Below are 18,576 nucleotides of genomic sequence, written 5' to 3' on the forward strand. Positions count from 1 at the left end.
TGTGGCCTCCTCCCCCGCTGGTGTGACCCGTCCCACAGACGACGACCGGACCAGGCAGATCGTCGACGTCCTCGTCGACGCCTTCGGCGACCTGATGGACGCCGACGCCGACGCGTTCCGCACCAAGTTCCGGAAGATGGCGGCCGATCCGTTCGCCTTCTACCGCGGCAGTGCACCCCTGTTCTACGCGGACATGGCGACGGTCGAGGACCGGTGGTGCGACGAGCGGACGTCGCGCGTGTGGATCCAGGGTGACCTGCACGCGGAGAACTTCGGCACGTACATGGACAGCGCCGGCCGGATCGTGTTCGACGTCAACGACTTCGACGAGGCCTACCTCGGCCACGTCAGCTGGGATCTGCGCCGGTTCGCGGCCAGCTTCGCGCTGCTGGCCTGGCGCAAGGCGCTGGGCGACGACGTCATCTCCGAGCTGCTGAGCGGCTACCTGCAGGCCTACCTCGACCAGGTGGAGGCCTTCACCCACTCCGACGAGGACCGCTCCTTCGCGCTGCGGGCCGACAACACCGAGGGGGCGGTCCGCGAGGTCATCCACGAGACCACCACCCGCACCCGGCTCGGCCTGCTGGAGCGGATGACGGTCATCGAGGGGTACCACCGGCGGTTCGCCGACCGCCCGCGCAACCGGCGGCTGGAGGACGACGAGCGCGACCGCGTGCTGGCCGCCCTCGAGCGCTACCGGGAGACCGTGCCCAAGGGTCAGCGGCGCCGGGAGGTCACCTACGACGTCAAGGACGTCATCGCCACCGGCGGATTCGGCATCGGCAGCGCGGGGCTCCCGGCCTACAACGTGCTGCTGGAGGGGTACGACCAGGCGCTGGAGAACGACGTCGTCCTGTCGCTGAAGCAGGGCAACGTGCCGGCGCCCAGCCGGGTGGTGACCGATCCGGAGATCCGGGCCTACTTCGAGAACGAGGGCCACCGGACCGCGGTGAGCCAGCGGGCGCTGCAGGCCAACACCTCGCAGTTCCTCGGCTACACCGAGATCGACGGCCGCGGCTTCGTCGTCGCCGAGCTCTCGCCGTACGAGCTGGACCTGGACTGGGAGGACCTCACCGAGCCGGAGGACATCGCCCCAGTCATGGTCCAGCTGGGACGGGCCACCGCGAAGCTGCACTGCGTGGGGGACGCCGACAGCGACCACTCCCTCGTGCCGTTCCAGACCGAGGAGGCCATCTCCGCGATGGTCGGGGATCGGCGGCAGGAGTTCGTCGCCGACCTGGTGGAGTTCGCGCACTCCTACGCGCGGCGGACGCAGGAAGACTTCCGGTTGTTCGTCGACGCGTTCCGGGCCGGGCAGATCCCGGGGATCAGCTCGAGCGGCTCGCACCCGCTGCCCGGGGACCGACGGCGGTGAGCATGCCGACGGACGGGCCCACGTCCGGCTTGTCGAACGGACCGCTCACCACGGAGAACCCGAGCCGCTCGTAGAAGCCGACCGCGGTGGTGCGGGCGTCGCACCAGACGAGGTCGCCGCCGAGGGCGGCCACGCGGGCCAGGCCCTCGGTCACCAGCGCCCGGCCGACCCCCGAGCCGCGGACCGACGGGTCGGTGGCCATGCCGCGCAGCTGCCAGGGCGCCAGCGCCCCGGGCCGGTACGGGCAGGGAGCGGGGACGAAGCGGACGACGCCGACCACCCGACCGTCGGGGGTCCGCGCCGCCAGGTGGAGCGTTCCCGGCGGGTCCGCGGGCCGGTCGACGGGACGGCCGTCGCGCAGCACGTCCCGCCACAGCGGGTAGGTCGTCGCGGCGTCGGACCGCTCGACGGTGACCGTGCCGCTGTCGTCGTCCACCCGGCGGCTCAGCGGGCCCGGCGGCCGCGGCGGGTGCGCAGGTAGTCGGCGACGACGTACTCGCCGAGCCGCTCGGGATCGGGCTGGAACACCCGGCCGCCGGCGCGCTGGGTGAGGTCGTGCACGAAGTGGATCAGCCCCGGGTCGGGGTCCAGCGCGAACACGTTCACCGTCGCGCCCGACCGGGCCACCCGCTCGACCTCGGCCACGGTGCGGGCGATCGTCTCGGGCATCGGCGGCCAGCAGAAGAACGGCGTCCCGTCGTCCTCCAGGTGCGCGGTCGGCTCGCCGTCGGTGACCACCAGGACCACCGGCTCGGCATCCCGGTGATGGGCGAGGAAGCGCCGGGCCAGCATCAGGCCGTGCTGGAGGTTCGTGCCCTGCAGGGTGTCGACCGACAGCTCGGCGAGGGTCTCCGGACGCAGCACCTGCGCGGTGGAGGAGAACCCGATGATCTCGATGGCGTCCTGCGGGAATCGGGTGGTCACCAGGGAGTGCAGCGCCATCGCCGTCGACTTCGCCGCCCCCCAGGTGCCGCGCAGCGCCATCGAGTAGGAGAGGTCGACCAGCAGGGCCACGGCGGCGCCGGTGCGCCGCTCGGTCTCCACGACCTCGAAGTCCTCGACGGCGATCCGGACGCGTCGGTCGCCGTCGCCCCGAGGGATCCCGGCCGTCCGGAGGACGGCGTTCTTCACCGTGCGGACGACGTCGAGCGGCTGCTCGTCGCCGAACCGCCACTCCCGCGAGCTCCCGGTGAGCTCACCGGCGGCCCCGGCGTCGGCGACGTCGTGCTCACCGCGGCCGGCGGCGTCGAGCTTGGCGAACACCCGGCGCAGCGCCGTCGCCCCCAGCCGGCGGACCGCCTTGGGGGAGAGCTCGAGCGTGCCGTCGGTGCGGTGCAGGTAGCCCTGGCGCTCCAGCTCGCGCTCCAGCCGGCGCAGGGCGGCCAGGTCGTCGGCGGCCGAGCGGCCCAGGGCGCGCGCCAGCAGCTCCTCGTCGACGTCGGCGAGCGAGGCGCCGGCGTAGCCCTGCGACAGCTGGTTGGACAGCGCCTCCAGGTCGGCCATCTCGGCGACGGCGGTGGTGGCGTCCCCGAGGCCGAGGGCCTGCTCGCCGTCGGGGACCTGCCCGCGCTGCCCCCACGGCAGGTCGGGACGGGCCTGGCGCAGCGCGTCCGACAGGTGCGCCATCTCGCTGGCCAGCCCCATGTCCTCCATGGTCTGGGCCATCAGCTCGCCGAGCTCGGCGCGCTGCTCGGGGGAGAGGCCGGCCATCATCCGCTCCTGGGCGGCGGCGCGGCGGGCGAGGGAGTCGATGAGCTCCTCGACCGACTGCGGGTCGTCCGGGAAGAACTGGCCGTGCTTCGCCATGAACTCGGTGAACTGCTGGTCGGTGTCCTCGCCGCGGTTGTGCGCGTCGACGAGCCGGGACAGGTCGGCGACCATGTCCTTGACCGCCTGCATGTCCTCGGCGGTGGCGTTCTCCAGGGCCTGCTTCATCGAGGCGAAGGAGCTGTCGAGCACCTCCCGGCGCAGCAGGTCCTGGATCTGCTCGTAGGCCTGCCGCGCCTCCTCCGAGCGCCACTGCCGGTCCTTGAGCGCCCGCACGGCACCGGCGGTGTCCTCCGGCAGGGCGTCCAGCTCCGCCTCGGCCAGCCGCGCGGCGTCGTCCGGGTCGGGGAACAGCTCCCGCCGCTCCGCCTCGACGGCGCGGTCGAGCAGCTCGCGGACCTCCTGCAACGTGCCGTCCAGCCGGCCGGCGGTGCGGGCCTTGCGCAGCCGGTCGCGCACCGCCCGGCGCAGCTCGTCCAGCCCGCGGCGGCCCTCGGTGCCGCGGCGCAGCAGCTCGCGCAGCGCCTCCCGGACGCCGCTGCCCCCGAGCACCGAGTCGCCGATCTCGTCGACGGCGTTGCCCAGGTCGTACGGTGGCGCCAGCGGGTCGGGTCCGCCGTGCCACTTGCCGTACCGGTAGCCGCGTGGCGGTCGGGCGGGCACGTCAGGCCCCGTAGACCGTGCGGCCGCCGTCGGTGTCCTTGGCCAGCCGGCGGGTCAGGTACAGGCCCTCCAGCGCGAACTCGACCGCGGCGGCGGCCTGCTCGGCGGACTGGTCGCCCTCGGGCACGCCGAGCCGGCCGAGCAGCTCGGCGAGCTTCGGGATGGTGCCGAGCTGCCCGAGCAGCGCCGGTGCGGGCACCAGCTCGCCGGACTCCACGGTCTCCCCGCCGGTGAAGTGCTCCTGCAGGCCGGTGAGGTCCAGTCCGGCGCACCGCGCCCGGAACGTCTGCGCGGTGGCCTGGCGCAGCAGGTGCTCGAGGATCTCCACCTCGCGGTCGTCGTCGGGGTCGGAGCCGGCGTCGGCGAACTCCACCTTGCCCCGGCTGGCCGGGACGATGCTCGGCAGGTCCACGACGCGGGCCACCGGTCGCGTCTCCCCGGCGACGGCGGCCCGGCGGACGGCGGAGGCGGCGATCGTCTCCAGCCCCGCGATGGCGAAGCGGGCGCTGACGCCCGACCGCTGGTCGACGTGGCTGGACTCGCGCACCAGGCGGGTGAAGCGGGCGACGATCTCGACCAGGTGGTGGGGGACGACCGGCTGGGCCAGGTGGTCGGCGCCGGACGCCGTCGGCCAGGTGACCGCGGCCTCCTGCTCGAGCAGCCGGATCTCGTCGGCGAGCTCGATCGGGTAGTGGGTGCGCACCTCGGCGCCGAACCGGTCCTTCAGCGGGGTGATGATCCGGCCGCGGTTGGTGTAGTCCTCGGGGTTGGCGCTGGCGACCAGCAGCAGATCCAGCGGCAGCCGCACGCGGTAGCCACGGATCTGGATGTCCCGCTCCTCCAGCACGTTGAGCAGCGCCACCTGGATGCGCTCGGCCAGGTCGGGCAGCTCGTTGACGCTGAAGATGCCGCGGTTGGTGCGCGGCACCAGCCCGTAGTGCACGGTCTCGGGGTCACCGAGGGTGCGGCCCTCGGCCACCTTGATCGGGTCGACGTCGCCGATCAGGTCGCCGACGCTGGTGTCCGGGGTCGCCAGCTTCTCGCCGAAGCGCTCGCTGCGGTGCAGCCAGCCGACGGGGGTGGCGTCGCCGTGCTCGGCGACCTGCCGGTGCCCCCAGACGCTGATCGGGGCGAGCGGGTGCTCGTTGAGCTCGCTGCCGACCAGGACCGGGGTCCACTCGTCGAGCAGGCCGACGAGGGTGCGGATGAGCCGGGTCTTGCCCTGGCCGCGCTCACCGAGCAGGACCAGGTCGTGGCCGGCGATCAGCGCGCGCTCGACCTCGGGCAGGACGGTGTCCTCGAACCCGACCATGCCGGGCAGGGACGGAACGCCTGCGGCGAGACGGGCCAGCAGGTTGGCGCGGATCTCGGCCTTGACCGGGCGGAACGCGGTGCCGGTGGCGCGGAGCTCGCCGAGCGTGGTGGGGGCGGGGGAGGGGGCGGCCGGTGCGGGGGTGTCCGTCACCTCAGCCACGGTACGACGGTCGAGCGCGTCCATGGCGCCGTCGCGCCGTCGCGCCGTCGCGCCGCAGCGGCCGCGACGCCGGCCGGGGTCGACCCGCGCGGCCGGCCCTCTGCCCGCGCCACGGCGCGGCTCGGCTGCCGGGCGTGCGGGTCGACCCGCGCGAGCGACGCACCCGGGCGGCGCACCGCCGCGGCCGGTCGTTGCTGCCAGGATCGGGGGCGTGGTCGATCCCGGCAGTGCCCCACTGGTCAGCGGCGCGGACGTCGAGGCGGCGGCCGAGCTCCTCGCGGGCGTCGTCCGGCGCACTCCGCTGGAGCACTCCCGGGGGCTGGCCGACCGCGTCGGTGGGCCCGTGTGGCTCAAGTGCGAGAACCTGCAGCGCACCGGCTCGTTCAAGATCCGCGGCGCCTACAGCCGCATCGCCCGGCTGACCGACGAGGAGCGGGCCCGCGGTGTCGTGGCCGCCAGCGCCGGCAACCACGCGCAGGGCGTGGCGCTGGCCGCCCGCCTGCTCGGCACCCGCGCGACCGTCTACATGCCCGAGAGCGCGCCGCTGCCGAAGGTCGCGGCCACCGAGGCCTACGGCGCCCGGATCGAGATGTTCGGCCAGTCGCTGGCCGAGCCGCTGCTCGCCGCCGCCGACCACGCCGAGCGCACCGGCGCCGTCTTCATCCACCCGTTCGACCACCCCGACGTCATCGCCGGGCAGGGAACCGTCGGGCTCGAGGTGCTCGAGCAGTGCCCCGAGGTGGCCACGGTGCTGGTGTGCGCCGGGGGCGGGGGACTGGTCTCGGGGATGGCCGCGGCGGTCAAGGCCCGCCGCCCCGACGTCCGCGTGGTGGCGGTGCAGGCGGAGGAGGCGGCGGCGTTCCCGGGGTCGCTGGCCGCCGGCCGGCCGCTGGCGCTGGAGTCCATGTCCACCATGGCCGACGGGATCGCCGTCCCCCGGCCCACCGACCTCACGTTCGCGCACGTGCAGGGCCTCGTCGACGAGGTGCGCACGGTCAGCGAGGAGGAGCTCTCCCGGGCGCTGCTGTTCTGCCTGGAGCGGGCCAAGCTGGTCGTGGAGCCGGCCGGGGTGGCCGCCGTCGCGGCGGTCCTGGCCGACCCGACCGCCTTCGCGCCGCCGGTGGTCGCGGTGCTCTCCGGCGGCAACATCGACCCGGTGCTGCTGCTCAAGGTGGTGCAGCACGGCATGGCCGCGGCCGGGCGGTACCTGTCGCTGCGGTTGCAGGTGCCCGACCGCCCGGGCTCGCTGGCCGCCGTCCTGGCGGAGCTGGCCGCGGTGGGCGCCAACGTGCTGGAGGTCGAGCACGAGCGGACGACGGCCCGGCTCGGCGTCGGCGAGGTCGAGGTCTTCGTGGTGCTGGAGACCCGGGGCCCGGTGCACGCCGGGGAGGTCATCGCCGCGCTGCGCCGCGGGGGCTACGCCGTCACGACGGAGTGAGCGGTCCCCGGCGCCGATGAGTTCCGGTCGCCGGGGCTGTCCTGGCTTCCGTGGAACTTCTCGAGGAGTTGTCGAGCCGGCCGGAAAAAGCGGTCGGGAACTGTCACCGTCGACGCCTAGCGTGGCCGTCATGACCGTCATGACCGACGCGATCGTCGTCGAGGGGTTGGCGAAGCGCTTCGGCGTCACCACCGCCCTCGACGGAGTGGATCTGACCGTGGCCGAGGGCTCGGTGCTCGGGCTCCTCGGCCCGAACGGCGCGGGGAAGACGACGGTGGTGCGGATCCTCACCACGTTGCTCCTCGCCGACGCGGGACGGGCCGAGGTGCTCGGGCTGGACGTGGTGCGCGACGCCGATGCGGTGCGCGCGTCCATCGGCCTCACCGGCCAGTACGCCGCGGTCGACGAGTACCTGACCGGCTTCGAGAACCTCGAGATGGTGGGGCGCCTCTACCACCTGCCCAAGGCGGAGGCCCGGTCCCGGGCCGGCGAGCTGCTGGAACGGTTCGACCTGTCCGGCGCGGCCGATCGGCCGGCCAAGACGTACTCCGGGGGCATGCGCCGGCGGCTGGACATCGCCGCCTCGCTGATCAACCGCCCCCGCATCCTCTTCCTCGACGAGCCGACCACCGGGCTGGACCCGCGCAGCCGGCTGGCCATGTGGGAGTTCATCGCCGAGCTCGCCGACGGTGGGACGACGATCCTGCTCACCACCCAGTACCTGGAGGAGGCCGACCGGCTGGCCGACCGGATGGTCGTCATCGACCGCGGCCGGGTCATCGCGCGCGGCACCGGTGACGACCTCAAGGCGCAGGTCGGTGGGCAGCGGCTGGAGTTCACGCTGAGCCGGGCCGAGGACCTGACGGAGGTAGCGGCCCGGCTGCGTCCGCTGGCCTTCGAGGACGCGCGGACCGACGAGCAGACCCGGCGGCTGAGCCTGCCGGTGCACGGCGGCACGGAGCTGCTGGCCGAGGCACTGCGGCTGCTTGAGGGCAGCGGCGTCGAGGTGCTCGACGTGGGCCTGCGCCGGCCCGACCTCGACGACGTCTTCCTCACCCTGACCGGACATGCGGCCGAGGACGTCCCGACCGCCGACGAGACCACGTCCGAGCCGGTGCCCGCCGCAGGAGGGACCCGATGACCGCGCTGGCCATGGCCGTCTCCGACAGCCTGACGATCACCCGCCGCAACCTGATCAAGGTCAAGCGGGTGCCGGACCTGATCGTCTTCGCGACGCTCTCGCCGATCATGTTCGTGCTGCTGTTCCGCTACGTCTTCGGCAGCGCGATCCCCGTGCCCGGCGGCCTCAGCTACGCCGAGTTCCTGCTGCCCGGGATCTTCGCCCAGACCGTGGTCTTCGGCAGCACCATCACCGGCGCCAGCCTGGCCGAGGACCTCCAGAAGGGCCTGATCGACCGCTTCCGGTCCCTGCCGATGGCGCGGTCGGCGGTGCTGGTCGGGCGCACCGTCGCCGATCTGCTGCTCAACGTCCTCACCATCGCCGTCATGATGATCACCGGCTTCGTGGTCGGGTGGCGGATCAACACCTCCATCGGGGAGGCGGTCCTCGGCGTCCTCCTGCTGCTGACCTTCGCCTACGCGATGTCGTGGGTGATGGCGTTCGTCGGGCTGCTGGTCCGGACGCCGGAGGTGGTGAACAACGCGAGCTTCATCGTGATCTTCCCGATCACCTTCATCGCCAACACGTTCGTGCCGATCGACAACTTCCCGTCGGTCCTGAAGACGTTCGCGGAGTGGAACCCGGTGTCGGCGGTGGTTCAGGGCGCCCGGGAGCTGTTCGGCAACGTCGTCCCGGGTGCGCCGGAGCCCAACGGGTGGGCGCTGCAGAACCCGGTGCTGTACGTGTTCATCTGGGTGGCCGTCTTCCTCGCCGTCTTCGTGCCGCTGGCCGTGCGGACCTACCGCCGGACCGCCAGCCGCTGAGGGATGCCTCCCCGACCAGCGGTGCCTGGTCGCACCGAATGGGCCCGATGGACTCCGTGCAGGTGCGACGACGGGGCGCCGCGCGGGTCGACCACGGCTCCTCGCCGCGATGTGACCCGGAGGATCACGATGTAATGGGCGACGATGACTGCTGACGACGCCACCACGATGTCCGTCGACAACCCGCTGGCCCGGCCGTCGGAGCTGCCGTTCCGGCTGCCGCCGTTCGCCGGGATCACCCTCGAGCACTGCCGGGAGGCACTGCTGGCGGGCATGGCCGAGCACCGGCGCGAGGTGGCCGCCATGGTCGCGGACCCCGAGCCGCCCACCCTCGAGAACACGATCGTCGCGCTGGAGCGGTCGGGGGCGCTGCTCGACCGGGCCTGGTCGGTCTTCGGCAACCTCTCCTCCTCGGTCGCCACGCCGCGGCTGCGCGAGATCGAGCGGGAGATCGCCCCGCTGGCCGCCGCGCACGACGACGCCCTGCGACTCGACCCGGCCGTCTTCGCCCGGGTCGACGCGGTGCACGGCGCGCGGCACGAGGCGGGCCTGGACGCCGAGGCGCTGCGCCTCGTCGAGCGGTACCACCTCGACTTCGTGCTGGCCGGCGCCCGGCTCGACGACAGCGGGCGTGCCCGGCTGAGCGAGCTCAACCAGGAGCTCTCGGAGCTCTCGACGACGTTCGGGCAGAACCTCCAGCTGGCCACCGAGGCGGCGGCGGTGCACGTCACCGACGCGGCGGAGCTCGACGGGCTGGGCGAGGAGGAGATCGCCGCGGCCGCGCGGGCAGCCGGTGACCGCGACTTCGACGGGTACCTGCTCACCCTCGTGCTGCCCACCGGCCAGCCGGTCCTGGCGAAGCTGCGGAACCGGGAGCTGCGCCGGCGGGTGTTCGAGGCGTCGGCCGGCCGCGCCTCGACCGGGGCGTACGACAACGGTCCGGTCGCCGAGCGCATCGCCCGGGTGCGGGCCGAGCGTGCCCGGCTGCTCGGCTTCGACACCCACGCCGACCTCGTGCTGGCCGACCAGACCGCCGCGACGACCGGGGCGGTCGACGCGATGCTGGGGTCGATGGTGCCGGCGTCGGTGGCCAACGCCGAGGCCGAGGCCACGATCCTCCGCGAGGCGGCCGCCCGGGACGGCGTGGAGCTGGCCGCCTGGGACTGGGCGTTCTACAGCGAGCGGGTGCGGGCCGAGCGCTACGCCGTCGACACCACGACGCTGCGGCCGTACTTCGAGCTGGACCGGGTCCTGGTCGATGGCGTGTTCCACGCCGCCGAGCTGCTCTACGGCTTCCGCTTCACCCCCCGCGCCGACCTGGCCGGGTACCACCCCGACGTCCGCGTCTGGGAGGTCACCGATTCCCACGGCACCGCGGTGGGGCTGTACCTGGGCGACTTCCTCGCCCGGGACGGCAAGCGGGGCGGGGCCTGGATGAGCTCCTTCGTCCGGCAGTCCGGCCTGCTGGGCACCCGCCCCGTGGTGGTCAACAACCTCAACGTCTCGCGGGCTCCGCAGGGGCGGCCGACGCTGCTCACCCTCGACGAGGTGAACACTCTCTTCCACGAGTTCGGCCACGCGCTGCACGGGCTCAGCTCCGCGGTGACCTACCCGCGGTTCTCGGGCACCAGCGTGCCGCGGGACTTCGTCGAGTTCCCGAGCCAGGTCAACGAGATGTGGGCGATGTGGCCGGAGGTCCTCGCCCACTACGCCCGGCACGTCGAGACCGGGGAGCCGCTGCCGTCGGCCGTCGTGGAGGCCATCGACGCCGCGCAGCTGTGGGGCGAGGGGTTCGGGACCCTGGAGTACCTGGCCGCCACGCTGCTCGACCAGGCCTGGCACCGCATCACGCCGGAGACGGAGGTGGGCGACCCGGTGGAGTTCGAGCGGGCCGCGCTGGAGGCCGCCGGTGTGGCCTCGGAGCTGGTGCCGCCCCGCTACCGCACCACGTACTTCCAGCACGTCTTCGCGGGCGGCTACTCGGCCGGGTACTACTCCTACATCTGGTCGGAGGTGCTCGACGCCGACACCGTGGAGTGGTTCAAGGAGAACGGCGGCCTGCGCCGGGAGAACGGCGACACGTTCCGGCAGCTGCTGCTCGCCGTCGGCGGGTCGATCGACCCGCTGGCCGCCTTCCGCGCCGTCCGGGGGCGGGACGCCGACCCGCAGCCGCTGCTCCGGCGGCGCGGCCTCGCACCCGCCACCTGAGCGGCTCTGGAAGTGTTCGCCCGGAGCCGTCTGCAGGACGTGCCGAGCACGAAGGTCACCCCCGAAGCGGCCGGTCGCCAGGCCGGTCGTCCCACTGCACGTGGAGGCAGTCGATGGACCTCTTCCCGCCGATGCCGTACGCGGCGTGGTCGGACACCCTTGCCACGATCCACCGGTTCGCGCAGGTGGTCGGCCGGGTCCGCCTGCTCCGGAGCCCGCGGCGCAACCACTGGTGGAACGTGCCCCTGCACCTGACCGGGCGTGGGCTCACGACCCGCCCGATGGGCCTGGAGCCCACGTTCACCGTCGACCTCGACCTGCTCGACCACCGGGTCGACGTGAGCACGGTGAGCGGCCGCCGGGCGTCCTTCGGCCTGGTCGGCCGCTCCGTGGCCGACTTCCACGGCGAGCTGCAGCACGCGCTGGCGGCCGTCGGGGTGCACGGCGTGGACATCGCCGGGGCGCGGCCGTTCGACCTGCCCGACGCCGACCGGCCGTTCGCCGAGGACACCGAGCACGCGAGCTACGACCCGGCGGCGGTGACCCGGTACTGGCAGGTGCTCAGCCAGGTCAACGTGGTCCTCGAGGAGTTCGCCGGCCGGTTCTCCGGCAAGACCAGCCCGGTGCACCACTTCTGGCACACCTTCGACATCGCGGTCACCCGGTTCTCCGACCGGGTCGTCCGGCCGGCCGACGGCGCCGACCCCGTGACCCGGGAGGCGTACTCCCGCGAGGTGGTCAGCTCCGGGTTCTGGTTCGGCGACGCGTCGTTCCCCGAGCCGGCCTTCTACTCCTACACAGCACCTGAACCTGCCGGGCTGGCCGAGGCGGCCCTGCCGCACGGCGCTACCTGGGTCCCGCGGGGCGGCAGCCACCTGGCCGTCCTGCCCTACGACGCCGCGCGGGCCGCCGGCGACCCGAAGGCAGCGGTGCTGGACTTCCTCGAGGCCGCGTACCAGGCGGGGGCCACGCGGGCCGGGTGGGACGTCGAGGGGCTGGCCTGCCACGGCGGGGTGACCGACCCCCTGCTCGGGGCCTGAGCCCACGGCCTCGCGACAGCCGGCTCTTCTCGCGGTCGGGGACCCGGGCAGGACACGCGCGAGTCCGACCCCGAGCCGCGGGGTGGTCGGCCGCTGTGCAGGAAGTCGGCGACTTCCACCGTTCGAGGCGACCGAAGGCCATGGGGTCTCAGAGCCAGGGGAGCGAGAGCACCAGGTCGAGGTCGTCGGGGGCGTCGCCGTCGCGGACCAGCCGGTTGGGCTGGCGGTGGCCGCACGCCGTGCAGCGGTGGACCACCTGCCAGCCCTTGCCCGACTTCTCCACCAGGCCGATCGGCTCCATGGGCTGCCGGCACCCGCTGGCGCGGTCACCGGGCAGCTCGTCGACGTGCAGCGACCACAGGCAGTACGGGCAGTGGTTGCGGTAGTGCCCGTCGGTGTTCGCCGGTACGGGTGCGGCGCAGTGCACGCACGGGAAGCCGGTGTTCTCCGCCCGCCGGGAGCGGGCGCGCGGTGCCGTCACCTGACGGTCAGGGGACGAACGGCTCGATGCCGACGACCTCGACGGTGATGTCCCGGCCGTTCGGCGCCTGGTACGTGACCTTCTTGCCCGGCTTCGCACCCATGATCGCCGAGCCGAGCGCCGACTCCGGCGAGTAGACGGTCAGTGCCGTCGTCCCGGCGATCTCGCGGGACCCCAGCAGGAACTTCTCGGTGTCGTCGTCGCCCTCGAACCGGATGGTGATCACGGTGCCGGTGGCGGCGTGGGTGACCTTCGTGGGCGGCTCGCCCACCTGGGCCTTGCGCAGCAGGTCGGTGAGCTGGCGGATCCGGCCCTCCTGCTTGCCCTGCTCGTCCTTGGCGGCGTGGTACCCGCCGTTCTCCTTGAGGTCGCCCTCCTCGCGGCGGGCGTTGATCTCGGCGGCCATGGCCGGGCGGTTCGCCACCAGCTGGTCGAGCTCGGCCTTCAGCCGGTCGTAGGCGTCCTGGGTCAGCCAGATGCCCTGGTCGTGCTCGTCAGTGGGGGTGGACACGTGGAGGAACTCCTGGAACTCGGGTAGGCCACCCGGGCGGGCGGCCGTAGGTCGATCCAGCCAAGCTAACACCGCGAAACAGCGCGATGCAGTCACGCGGCGCGCTGCACCGGATACGAGACGCCAGGGTATCCGGTTGTGCCGGACCTCTTGAGACGCCCGACCGGGTGGCCCGCGGAGAGGCGTCGACCACACCTGACCGGGGTTCCGTCGTCTGCCGGGCCGGGCGAGGGACACTGTGCAGGTGACCTCAACCGATCGGCTGCGGCTGCTCGCCGTGCACGCTCATCCGGACGACGAGTCGAGCAAGGGCGCCGCCACGATGGCGAAGTACGTCGCCGAGGGCGTGCGCGTGATGGTGGCGACCGCCACCGGAGGCGAGCGGGGCTCGGTGCTGAACCCGGCCATGGACCGCCCCGAGGTGTGGGAGCGGCTGCCGCAGATCCGCGTCGAGGAGATGGCGAAGGCCCGCGAGATCCTCGGCATCGAGCAGGAGTTCCTCGGCTTCGTGGACTCCGGGCTGCCCGAGGGCGACCCGCTGCCGCCGCTGCCGGAGGGCTGCTTCGCCCTCGTCCCGCTGGAGGAGGCCGCGGCACCCCTGGTCGCGCTGATCCGCCGGTTCAAGCCGCAGGTGGTCACCACCTACGACGAGCGCGGCGGGTACCCCCACCCGGACCACATCAAGACCCACGAGATCTCGGTCCACGCCTTCGAGGCCGCCGGTGACCCCGACCGGTACCCCGAGCTCGGCGAGCCGTGGCAGCCGAGCAAGCTCTACTACCACATGAGCTTCACGCTGCCCCGTACGAAGGCGCTGCACGAGGCCATCCTCGCCACCGGGTCCGAGTCGCCCTACGCCGAATGGCTGGCGAACTGGGACCCGGCTCACGACATCTCCCACCGCGTCACGACCCGCGTCCCGTGCGCCGAGTACTTCCCGGTGCGCGATGCGGCGCTGATCGCGCACGCCACCCAGATCGACCCGCTCGGGCGCTGGTTCGCCTGCCCGGTGGACACCCAGCAGCAGGTGTGGCCGACCGAGGACTACGAGCTGGCCCGCTCGCTGGTCGACACCGAGACGCCCGAGGACGACCTGTTCGCCGGAGTCCGCAGTGAGGTGACCGTCCCATGAGCACGTCCGTGACAGAACTCTTCGCCGTCGCCGTCAACCAACAGCCGGAGGACGTCGGCAAGGCCGGCCCGCTCGGCCTGCTGCTGCTGGTGCTGCTGCTCATCGCCGCCGCGCTGCTGGTGCGGTCGATGACCACGCACCTCAAGCGGTTGCCGCGCAGCTTCGACCCGGTCGACCAGGAGCCGCTCGTCGAGGTTCCCGACGACCTCTCCGAGCTGGACGAGCCCCGGCCGGGGCAGGACGTCCTGGACACGCTGCGCCGCGCGCCGCTGGCGATCGAGCCGCCGCGCCCGGACGCCGGCGACGACCGGACGGGTGGGCCCGCCGAGCGCGGGTGACCCGTCCGGCCGCCGCCGGGGGATGCCTCACCAACGGTGGGCGACGTCGATCACCAGGCGCGGCCCCTCGCCGGACGACGCGACGCCCGGCAGGACGAACACGCGGAACGGCAGCCGGGCGCGCACCCCGAGCGCCAGGGTCGTCCGTCCTTCGAAGCTGCCTGCCCAGGCGACCTGCCGGAAGGTCGTGTAACCGGTGACGTCCACGACCTCCGTGCGGCTCGGCGGCCGGTAGGTCGCGTTGCCGTACTGGTCGTGGGCCGGTGCGCCGACGACGACCTGCAGGTCCGCGGCGCCGCGGACGGGCACCGGCCGGCCCGAACCGTCCTCGTGGACGGTGGGCACGTAGCCGACGTCGAAGGTGGCGAACCGGGTGTCCTCGCCGTTGAGGTCGATGACGAGGCGGTCGAAGCACGCATGCCGGCCGGATCGGACGTCGTGGACCATCTCCCGGTCCCCGGACGCTGCTGTCTCCGCCAGCGAGCCCCAGGAGATCCCGCAGTAGGGCGCGGCCTGCGCCGGTGCGGGCGCCATCACGGCGGCGACCGCCGCGATGGCGAGGAGGACGAGCGGGCGGTGGATGGAACTGGTCATGGCGGCCTCCCTGGCGCGCTTCGGACGCGGCTGCGTCGCCGTCAGAGTCCGCCGACACGCCCCGTACCACCACGGGTCGCGAATGCCAGGTATTGCCGATCTTCCGGCGTGTCGTCCGGCAGGATGTGTGGTGATGCGCGGGTCTGTGACTGATCGTGATCGGGCGGATGTCGCCGGTGGACGGCGGCGCTCCACGAGGCTGCCCGGGCAGGCGCCGCGCCCGCCGTTCCGACGTCTCCGGGGCGGGGGGCGGAACGCATGGTGCGGCCGCGCCGTTGGGCTGGTCGTGATCTCCTGCCTGCGGCGGCTCCTGCTGGTGCTCGGCGCCGTCGTCGTCCTGACCGGTTGTGCCGGTCCGGCCGCCCCGACGTCCGCCGGTCCGCAGGTGCTCGCGGCGGAGGAGGTGTTCGCGGCGGCTCCGGCCGTGGTGCCCGATCCCTCGGGTACGTCGGCGACCCTGGAGGTCTCGACCGACATCGACATGGCCTGCGCGGTGGTGTTCGGCCGCGACGAGTCCCTCGGGGACGGGATCGCCACGGATGCCGACATGGGCGGTGGTGCCCACGCCCAGCACCAGGCGGTCATGCGCGGGCTCGAGCCCGACACCGAGTACTTCTACCGGGTGCAGGGGTCCGGCGCCGACGGCAGCCTCTACCGCAGTGAGCTGATGAGCTTCCGGACGGCGCCGGCGGAAACCGTCACCGTGCCCGGTGCGAACGTGGCTCCGGAGGCGGACGTCGCCGGGGTCAGCTCCGAGTTCTCCGCTGCCTACGCCGCAGCCAACGCCGTCGACGGCGACCTCGCCACGGAGTGGTCCAGTGACGGCGATGGCGACGACGCGTCGGTCACCCTGGACCTGGGCCGACCGGTCGACGTGGTGGGAGTGGCGCTGCGCAGCCGGTCGATGAGCGACGGCTCGTCGGTCATCGAGACCTTCACCGTCACGGTGGACGGTGGGCAGGTCCACGGTCCCTTCGAGGCGGGCACGGACGTCGTGGTCAACGAGGCCGACTTCACCGGCCAGGTGCTCAGGATCGACGCCGTGACGACCAGCGGCGGCAACACCGGTGCTGCAGAGATCGAGGTCTACGAGCGGCAGTGAGCCGCAGCGCCGCCGAGGTGTGGCCCACGTCCACCCCGGCGAGGCCGAGCAGGTGACCACGCGAGCTCCCGGGTCGATCCTCGCGGCGAGGAGCGCTGTGACGACCCCGACGATCGCGTGTTCCGTGCGGGGCGTCGCCCGGCGCTGCGGCGGGTGCTGGATGCGGTCACAGGCCCCGGTCGGCTTCGAGCAGTCGCAGCCAGACCTCGCTGACGGTCGGGAACGCGGGCACGGCGTGCCACAGGGTGTCGATGGGAACCTTGCCGACGACGGCGATCGTCGCCGCATGCAGCATCTCGCCGACGTTCGGCCCCACGAACGTCGCGCCGACGACGACCCGCTGCTGCTGGTCGATCACCAGTTGGGCCCGGCCGCGCACCTCGTCGCCGAGCAGCGCCCCACCAGCCACCGAGCCGATCTCGTAGGTGACCGTCTTCACGTCGACCCCGGCGTCGCGCGCCTGCTGCTCGGTCCGCCCGACCGCTGCGAGCTCCGGGTCGGTGAACATGACCTGGGGCACGGCTGTGTGGTCGGCCCAGGCCGAGCGGTCCTTGCCGGCGACGATGTCGCCGACCAGCCGTGCCTGGTACTTGCCCTGGTGCGTGAGGAGCGCGCGCCCGTTGACGTCCCCCGCGGCGTACAACCAGCCGCCGTCCACCGCCGTCACCCGCAGCTGGTCGTCGACCCGCAACGGCCCGCCTGGTTCCAGGCCGACGGCCTCGAGGCCGAGGTCGTCGGTGTTGGCGGCCCGGCCGGCCGCGACGAGGAGCTCCTCGCCGACGAGTTGGGTGCCGTCGTCCAGCGCGATGGTGACCGGCCCGTCCACGCCGTCCCGGGAGGCGTGGACGACGGACCTGCCGGTGCGCACGGTGATGCCCTCGGTGCGGAACGCGTCGGCGAGCAGCTCGCTCGCCCAGGGCTCGAAGCCGCCGACCAGGCGGTCGGACCGCTCCACGACGGTGACCTCGCGCGCGCCCAGTCGCCGGTACGCCTGGGCCATCTCGCAGCCGGCGACGCCGCCACCGAGGACGAGCAGCCGGTCGGGGATGTCCTTGGCCGTGGTGACGTCGCGGTTGTCCCAGGGCCGGATCTCGTCCAGTCCGTCGACCGGGGGAGTGGTGGCCCGCGACCCCGTCGCAACGACGACGGCTCGCCGGGCGAGCAACCGCTGCCTCGCACCGTCGGCCGAGGTCACCGTGACCTCGCGCTCGCCGGTCAGCCGTGCCTGCCCCCGGACCAGGGTGGCGTCGATGCCGTCGAGCCACTGCACCTGCCCGTCGTCGTGCAGGTGGGAGATGAAGCCGTCCCGCCGGCGCAGCACCGCATCGGTGTCGACGTCCCCGGTCACCGCCTCCGCGGCGCCGGGCAGCCGGCGCGCGGCAGCAAGGGCATGGGTGGGGCCGAGCAGCGCTTTGCTCGGGATGCACGCCCAGTAGGAGCACTCCCCGCCGACGAGCTCTCGCTCGACGACGGCCACACTCAGCCCGTTGTCGCGGGCGTACCAGGCGACGTTAGTGCCGGTCGATCCGGCTCCCAGGACGATGACGTCGTAGGTGGTGCTCATCGAGTGCCCTCCGAGGGTCTCAGGGTGGATGGCCCGCTACGCGCCGAGCCGGGCGACGACGTCGTCGAGTGGCGGGTTGGTGAGTGCCGACCCGTCGTCGAACACGACCGTGGGGACGGTCTGGTTGCCCCCGTTGACGCTCATCACGTACTACGCGGCATCGGGGTCCCGTTCGATGTCGACGGCGGTGTAGGCGATACCGGCACGGTCGAGCTGCTTCATCAGTCGATGGCAGTAGCCGCACCACGGCGGGCTGTAGACGGTGAGTTCCCGACGCATGGGTCGCTCCTGCGTTCGTGGGGGTGTCGCGGGCCGGGTGCTCCCGCCCCGGCCCGCGACGGCGGCGACTCGGGTCAGAGGGCCGGGGCCGGGGGGAGGTCCAGGTCGGTCTGGACCAGGTGGTTGAAGTAGTTGGTGAACAGGTTCAGCGCGACGTGCGCCGACGTCTCGGTGAGCTCGGCGTCGGTCCAGCCGGCGTCGAGCGCCGCCTGCCAGGTGGCGTCCTGGACGTGCCCGACCTCGCTGGTCTGTTCGCGCACCAGTGCGAGCAGCGCACCCAGCTTCGGGTCCTCGACCTGGCCGCGGCGGATGTCGATCGTCTCCTGCTGGCTGAGCCCGGCTGCCTTGCCGCCGGCGGTGTGCGCGGCCTGGCAGTAGGAGCACTCGTCGACGTTGGCCACGGCGAGTGCGATGGCCTCACGGGTCCGGCCGTCGAACGTGCCGGTGTCCTGCATGACCTGCTGGATGGCGGCGTAGGTCTGGAGCACGGCGGGGGAGTGCGCCATCCCGCCGTGGATGTTGAGGACCTTGCCGAACCGGGCCTCGAGGGCCTTGAGCACGTCACGGCTGCCCTCGGGCGCGGAGTCGACGGTGTGGACGGGGATGCGGGGCATGGTTCGCCTTTCGTCGGAGGTGGGAGATGCGGCCCTGCGGCCTCGGCGGCAC

At 73.2% G+C, this 18,576-nt stretch carries 19 protein-coding genes; 9 read left to right on the forward strand and 10 right to left on the reverse strand.

What is annotated here, in order from left to right; all coding sequences use genetic code 11:
* Positions 1-22: 22 nt before the first annotated feature.
* The gene (locus C5507_RS11885; RefSeq protein WP_242611333.1) at positions 23-1,375 is read left to right on the forward strand and encodes a DUF2252 domain-containing protein; all 1,353 of its coding nucleotides are present in this window, start codon (positions 23-25) and stop codon (positions 1,373-1,375) included.
* Here C5507_RS11885 and C5507_RS11890 read toward each other — a convergent pair.
* Genes C5507_RS11890 through C5507_RS11900 form a run of 3 tightly spaced genes read right to left on the reverse strand, consistent with a single transcriptional unit; the run spans position 1,329 to position 5,270 of the window.
* Entirely contained in the window at positions 1,329-1,811 is a 483-nt protein-coding gene (locus C5507_RS11890) for a GNAT family N-acetyltransferase (protein ID WP_104528738.1), read from the reverse strand. The two genes, C5507_RS11885 and C5507_RS11890, sit on opposite strands and share 47 nt — an antisense overlap.
* Positions 1,812-1,819: 8 nt before the next feature.
* Complete coding sequence (locus C5507_RS11895) at positions 1,820-3,805, reverse strand: VWA domain-containing protein (RefSeq protein WP_104528739.1); 1,986 nt, start codon at positions 3,803-3,805, stop codon at positions 1,820-1,822.
* Position 3,806: 1 nt separating this feature from the next.
* Positions 3,807-5,270 (reverse strand): sigma 54-interacting transcriptional regulator, encoded by a 1,464-nt coding sequence (locus tag C5507_RS11900; protein ID WP_242611334.1) that lies wholly within the window; start codon positions 5,268-5,270, stop codon positions 3,807-3,809.
* 220 nt (positions 5,271-5,490) lie between these two features.
* Here C5507_RS11900 and ilvA point away from each other — a divergent pair, with 220 nt between their 5' ends.
* The 5 genes from ilvA to C5507_RS11925 all read left to right on the forward strand — a co-directional run bounded on the left by ilvA (position 5,491) and on the right by C5507_RS11925 (position 11,909).
* Positions 5,491-6,717, forward strand: coding sequence for a threonine ammonia-lyase (gene ilvA, locus C5507_RS11905; RefSeq protein WP_207225915.1), 1,227 nt, complete (start codon positions 5,491-5,493; stop codon positions 6,715-6,717).
* A 139-nt stretch (positions 6,718-6,856) separates the two neighbouring features.
* Positions 6,857-7,858, forward strand: coding sequence for an ATP-binding cassette domain-containing protein (locus tag C5507_RS11910; protein WP_104528787.1), 1,002 nt, complete (start codon positions 6,857-6,859; stop codon positions 7,856-7,858).
* The gene (locus C5507_RS11915; protein WP_104528741.1) at positions 7,855-8,661 is read left to right on the forward strand and encodes an ABC transporter permease; all 807 of its coding nucleotides are present in this window, start codon (positions 7,855-7,857) and stop codon (positions 8,659-8,661) included. Before C5507_RS11910 ends, C5507_RS11915 begins: the two co-directional genes overlap by 4 nt.
* Before the next feature lie 144 nt (positions 8,662-8,805).
* Positions 8,806-10,869, forward strand: a complete 2,064-nt coding sequence (locus C5507_RS11920) for a M3 family metallopeptidase (protein WP_104528742.1) — start codon at positions 8,806-8,808, stop codon at positions 10,867-10,869.
* 113 nt (positions 10,870-10,982) lie between these two features.
* Positions 10,983-11,909, forward strand: coding sequence for a DUF5996 family protein (locus C5507_RS11925; RefSeq protein ID WP_104528743.1), 927 nt, complete (start codon positions 10,983-10,985; stop codon positions 11,907-11,909).
* A gap of 148 nt (positions 11,910-12,057) precedes the next feature.
* Here the strand turns inward: C5507_RS11925 and C5507_RS11930 are convergent, their stop codons facing one another.
* Together C5507_RS11930 and greA are read right to left on the reverse strand one after the other, a co-directional pair.
* Complete coding sequence (locus C5507_RS11930; protein ID WP_165400491.1) at positions 12,058-12,390, reverse strand: RNHCP domain-containing protein; 333 nt, start codon at positions 12,388-12,390, stop codon at positions 12,058-12,060.
* A 7-nt stretch (positions 12,391-12,397) separates the two neighbouring features.
* A complete protein-coding gene (greA, locus tag C5507_RS11935; protein ID WP_104528744.1) occupies positions 12,398-12,901 on the reverse strand; it encodes a transcription elongation factor GreA in 504 nt (167 codons plus the stop codon).
* A gap of 244 nt (positions 12,902-13,145) precedes the next feature.
* Between greA and mca the strand changes: the two genes are divergently transcribed.
* Together mca and C5507_RS11945 are read left to right on the forward strand one after the other, a co-directional pair.
* The gene (gene mca / locus C5507_RS11940; RefSeq protein ID WP_104528789.1) at positions 13,146-14,033 is read left to right on the forward strand and encodes a mycothiol conjugate amidase Mca; all 888 of its coding nucleotides are present in this window, start codon (positions 13,146-13,148) and stop codon (positions 14,031-14,033) included.
* Positions 14,030-14,371, forward strand: coding sequence for a hypothetical protein (locus C5507_RS11945; protein WP_104528745.1), 342 nt, complete (start codon positions 14,030-14,032; stop codon positions 14,369-14,371). The genes mca and C5507_RS11945 overlap by 4 nt, the downstream gene beginning before the upstream one ends.
* Before the next feature lie 27 nt (positions 14,372-14,398).
* Here C5507_RS11945 and C5507_RS11950 read toward each other — a convergent pair whose 3' ends face one another.
* Complete coding sequence (locus tag C5507_RS11950) at positions 14,399-14,965, reverse strand: AMIN-like domain-containing (lipo)protein (protein ID WP_104528746.1); 567 nt, start codon at positions 14,963-14,965, stop codon at positions 14,399-14,401.
* Positions 14,966-15,251: 286 nt separating this feature from the next.
* Between C5507_RS11950 and C5507_RS11955 the strand changes: the two genes are divergently transcribed.
* The gene (locus tag C5507_RS11955; RefSeq protein ID WP_158657589.1) at positions 15,252-16,067 is read left to right on the forward strand and encodes a discoidin domain-containing protein; all 816 of its coding nucleotides are present in this window, start codon (positions 15,252-15,254) and stop codon (positions 16,065-16,067) included.
* Between the two features lie 166 nt (positions 16,068-16,233).
* On the opposite strand, the gene C5507_RS11960 is transcribed toward C5507_RS11955, so the two are convergent.
* The 4 genes from C5507_RS11960 to C5507_RS11970 all read right to left on the reverse strand — a co-directional run bounded on the left by C5507_RS11960 (position 16,234) and on the right by C5507_RS11970 (position 18,524).
* Positions 16,234-17,631 carry a dihydrolipoyl dehydrogenase family protein gene (locus tag C5507_RS11960; RefSeq protein ID WP_104528748.1) on the reverse strand — a complete coding sequence of 466 codons (1,398 nt, stop codon included), beginning with the start codon at positions 17,629-17,631 and terminating at the stop codon, positions 16,234-16,236.
* A gap of 36 nt (positions 17,632-17,667) precedes the next feature.
* A complete protein-coding gene (locus C5507_RS23615; protein ID WP_479722889.1) occupies positions 17,668-17,775 on the reverse strand; it encodes a thioredoxin domain-containing protein in 108 nt (35 codons plus the stop codon).
* Between the two features lie 6 nt (positions 17,776-17,781).
* Complete coding sequence (locus C5507_RS23320; protein WP_104528749.1) at positions 17,782-17,910, reverse strand: glutaredoxin domain-containing protein; 129 nt, start codon at positions 17,908-17,910, stop codon at positions 17,782-17,784.
* Between the two features lie 74 nt (positions 17,911-17,984).
* A complete protein-coding gene (locus C5507_RS11970) occupies positions 17,985-18,524 on the reverse strand; it encodes a carboxymuconolactone decarboxylase family protein (protein WP_104528750.1) in 540 nt (179 codons plus the stop codon).
* Positions 18,525-18,576: the final 52 nt, after the last annotated feature.

Source organism: Blastococcus saxobsidens, assembly GCF_002938435.1.
Classification (GTDB): domain Bacteria; phylum Actinomycetota; class Actinomycetes; order Mycobacteriales; family Geodermatophilaceae; genus Blastococcus; species Blastococcus saxobsidens.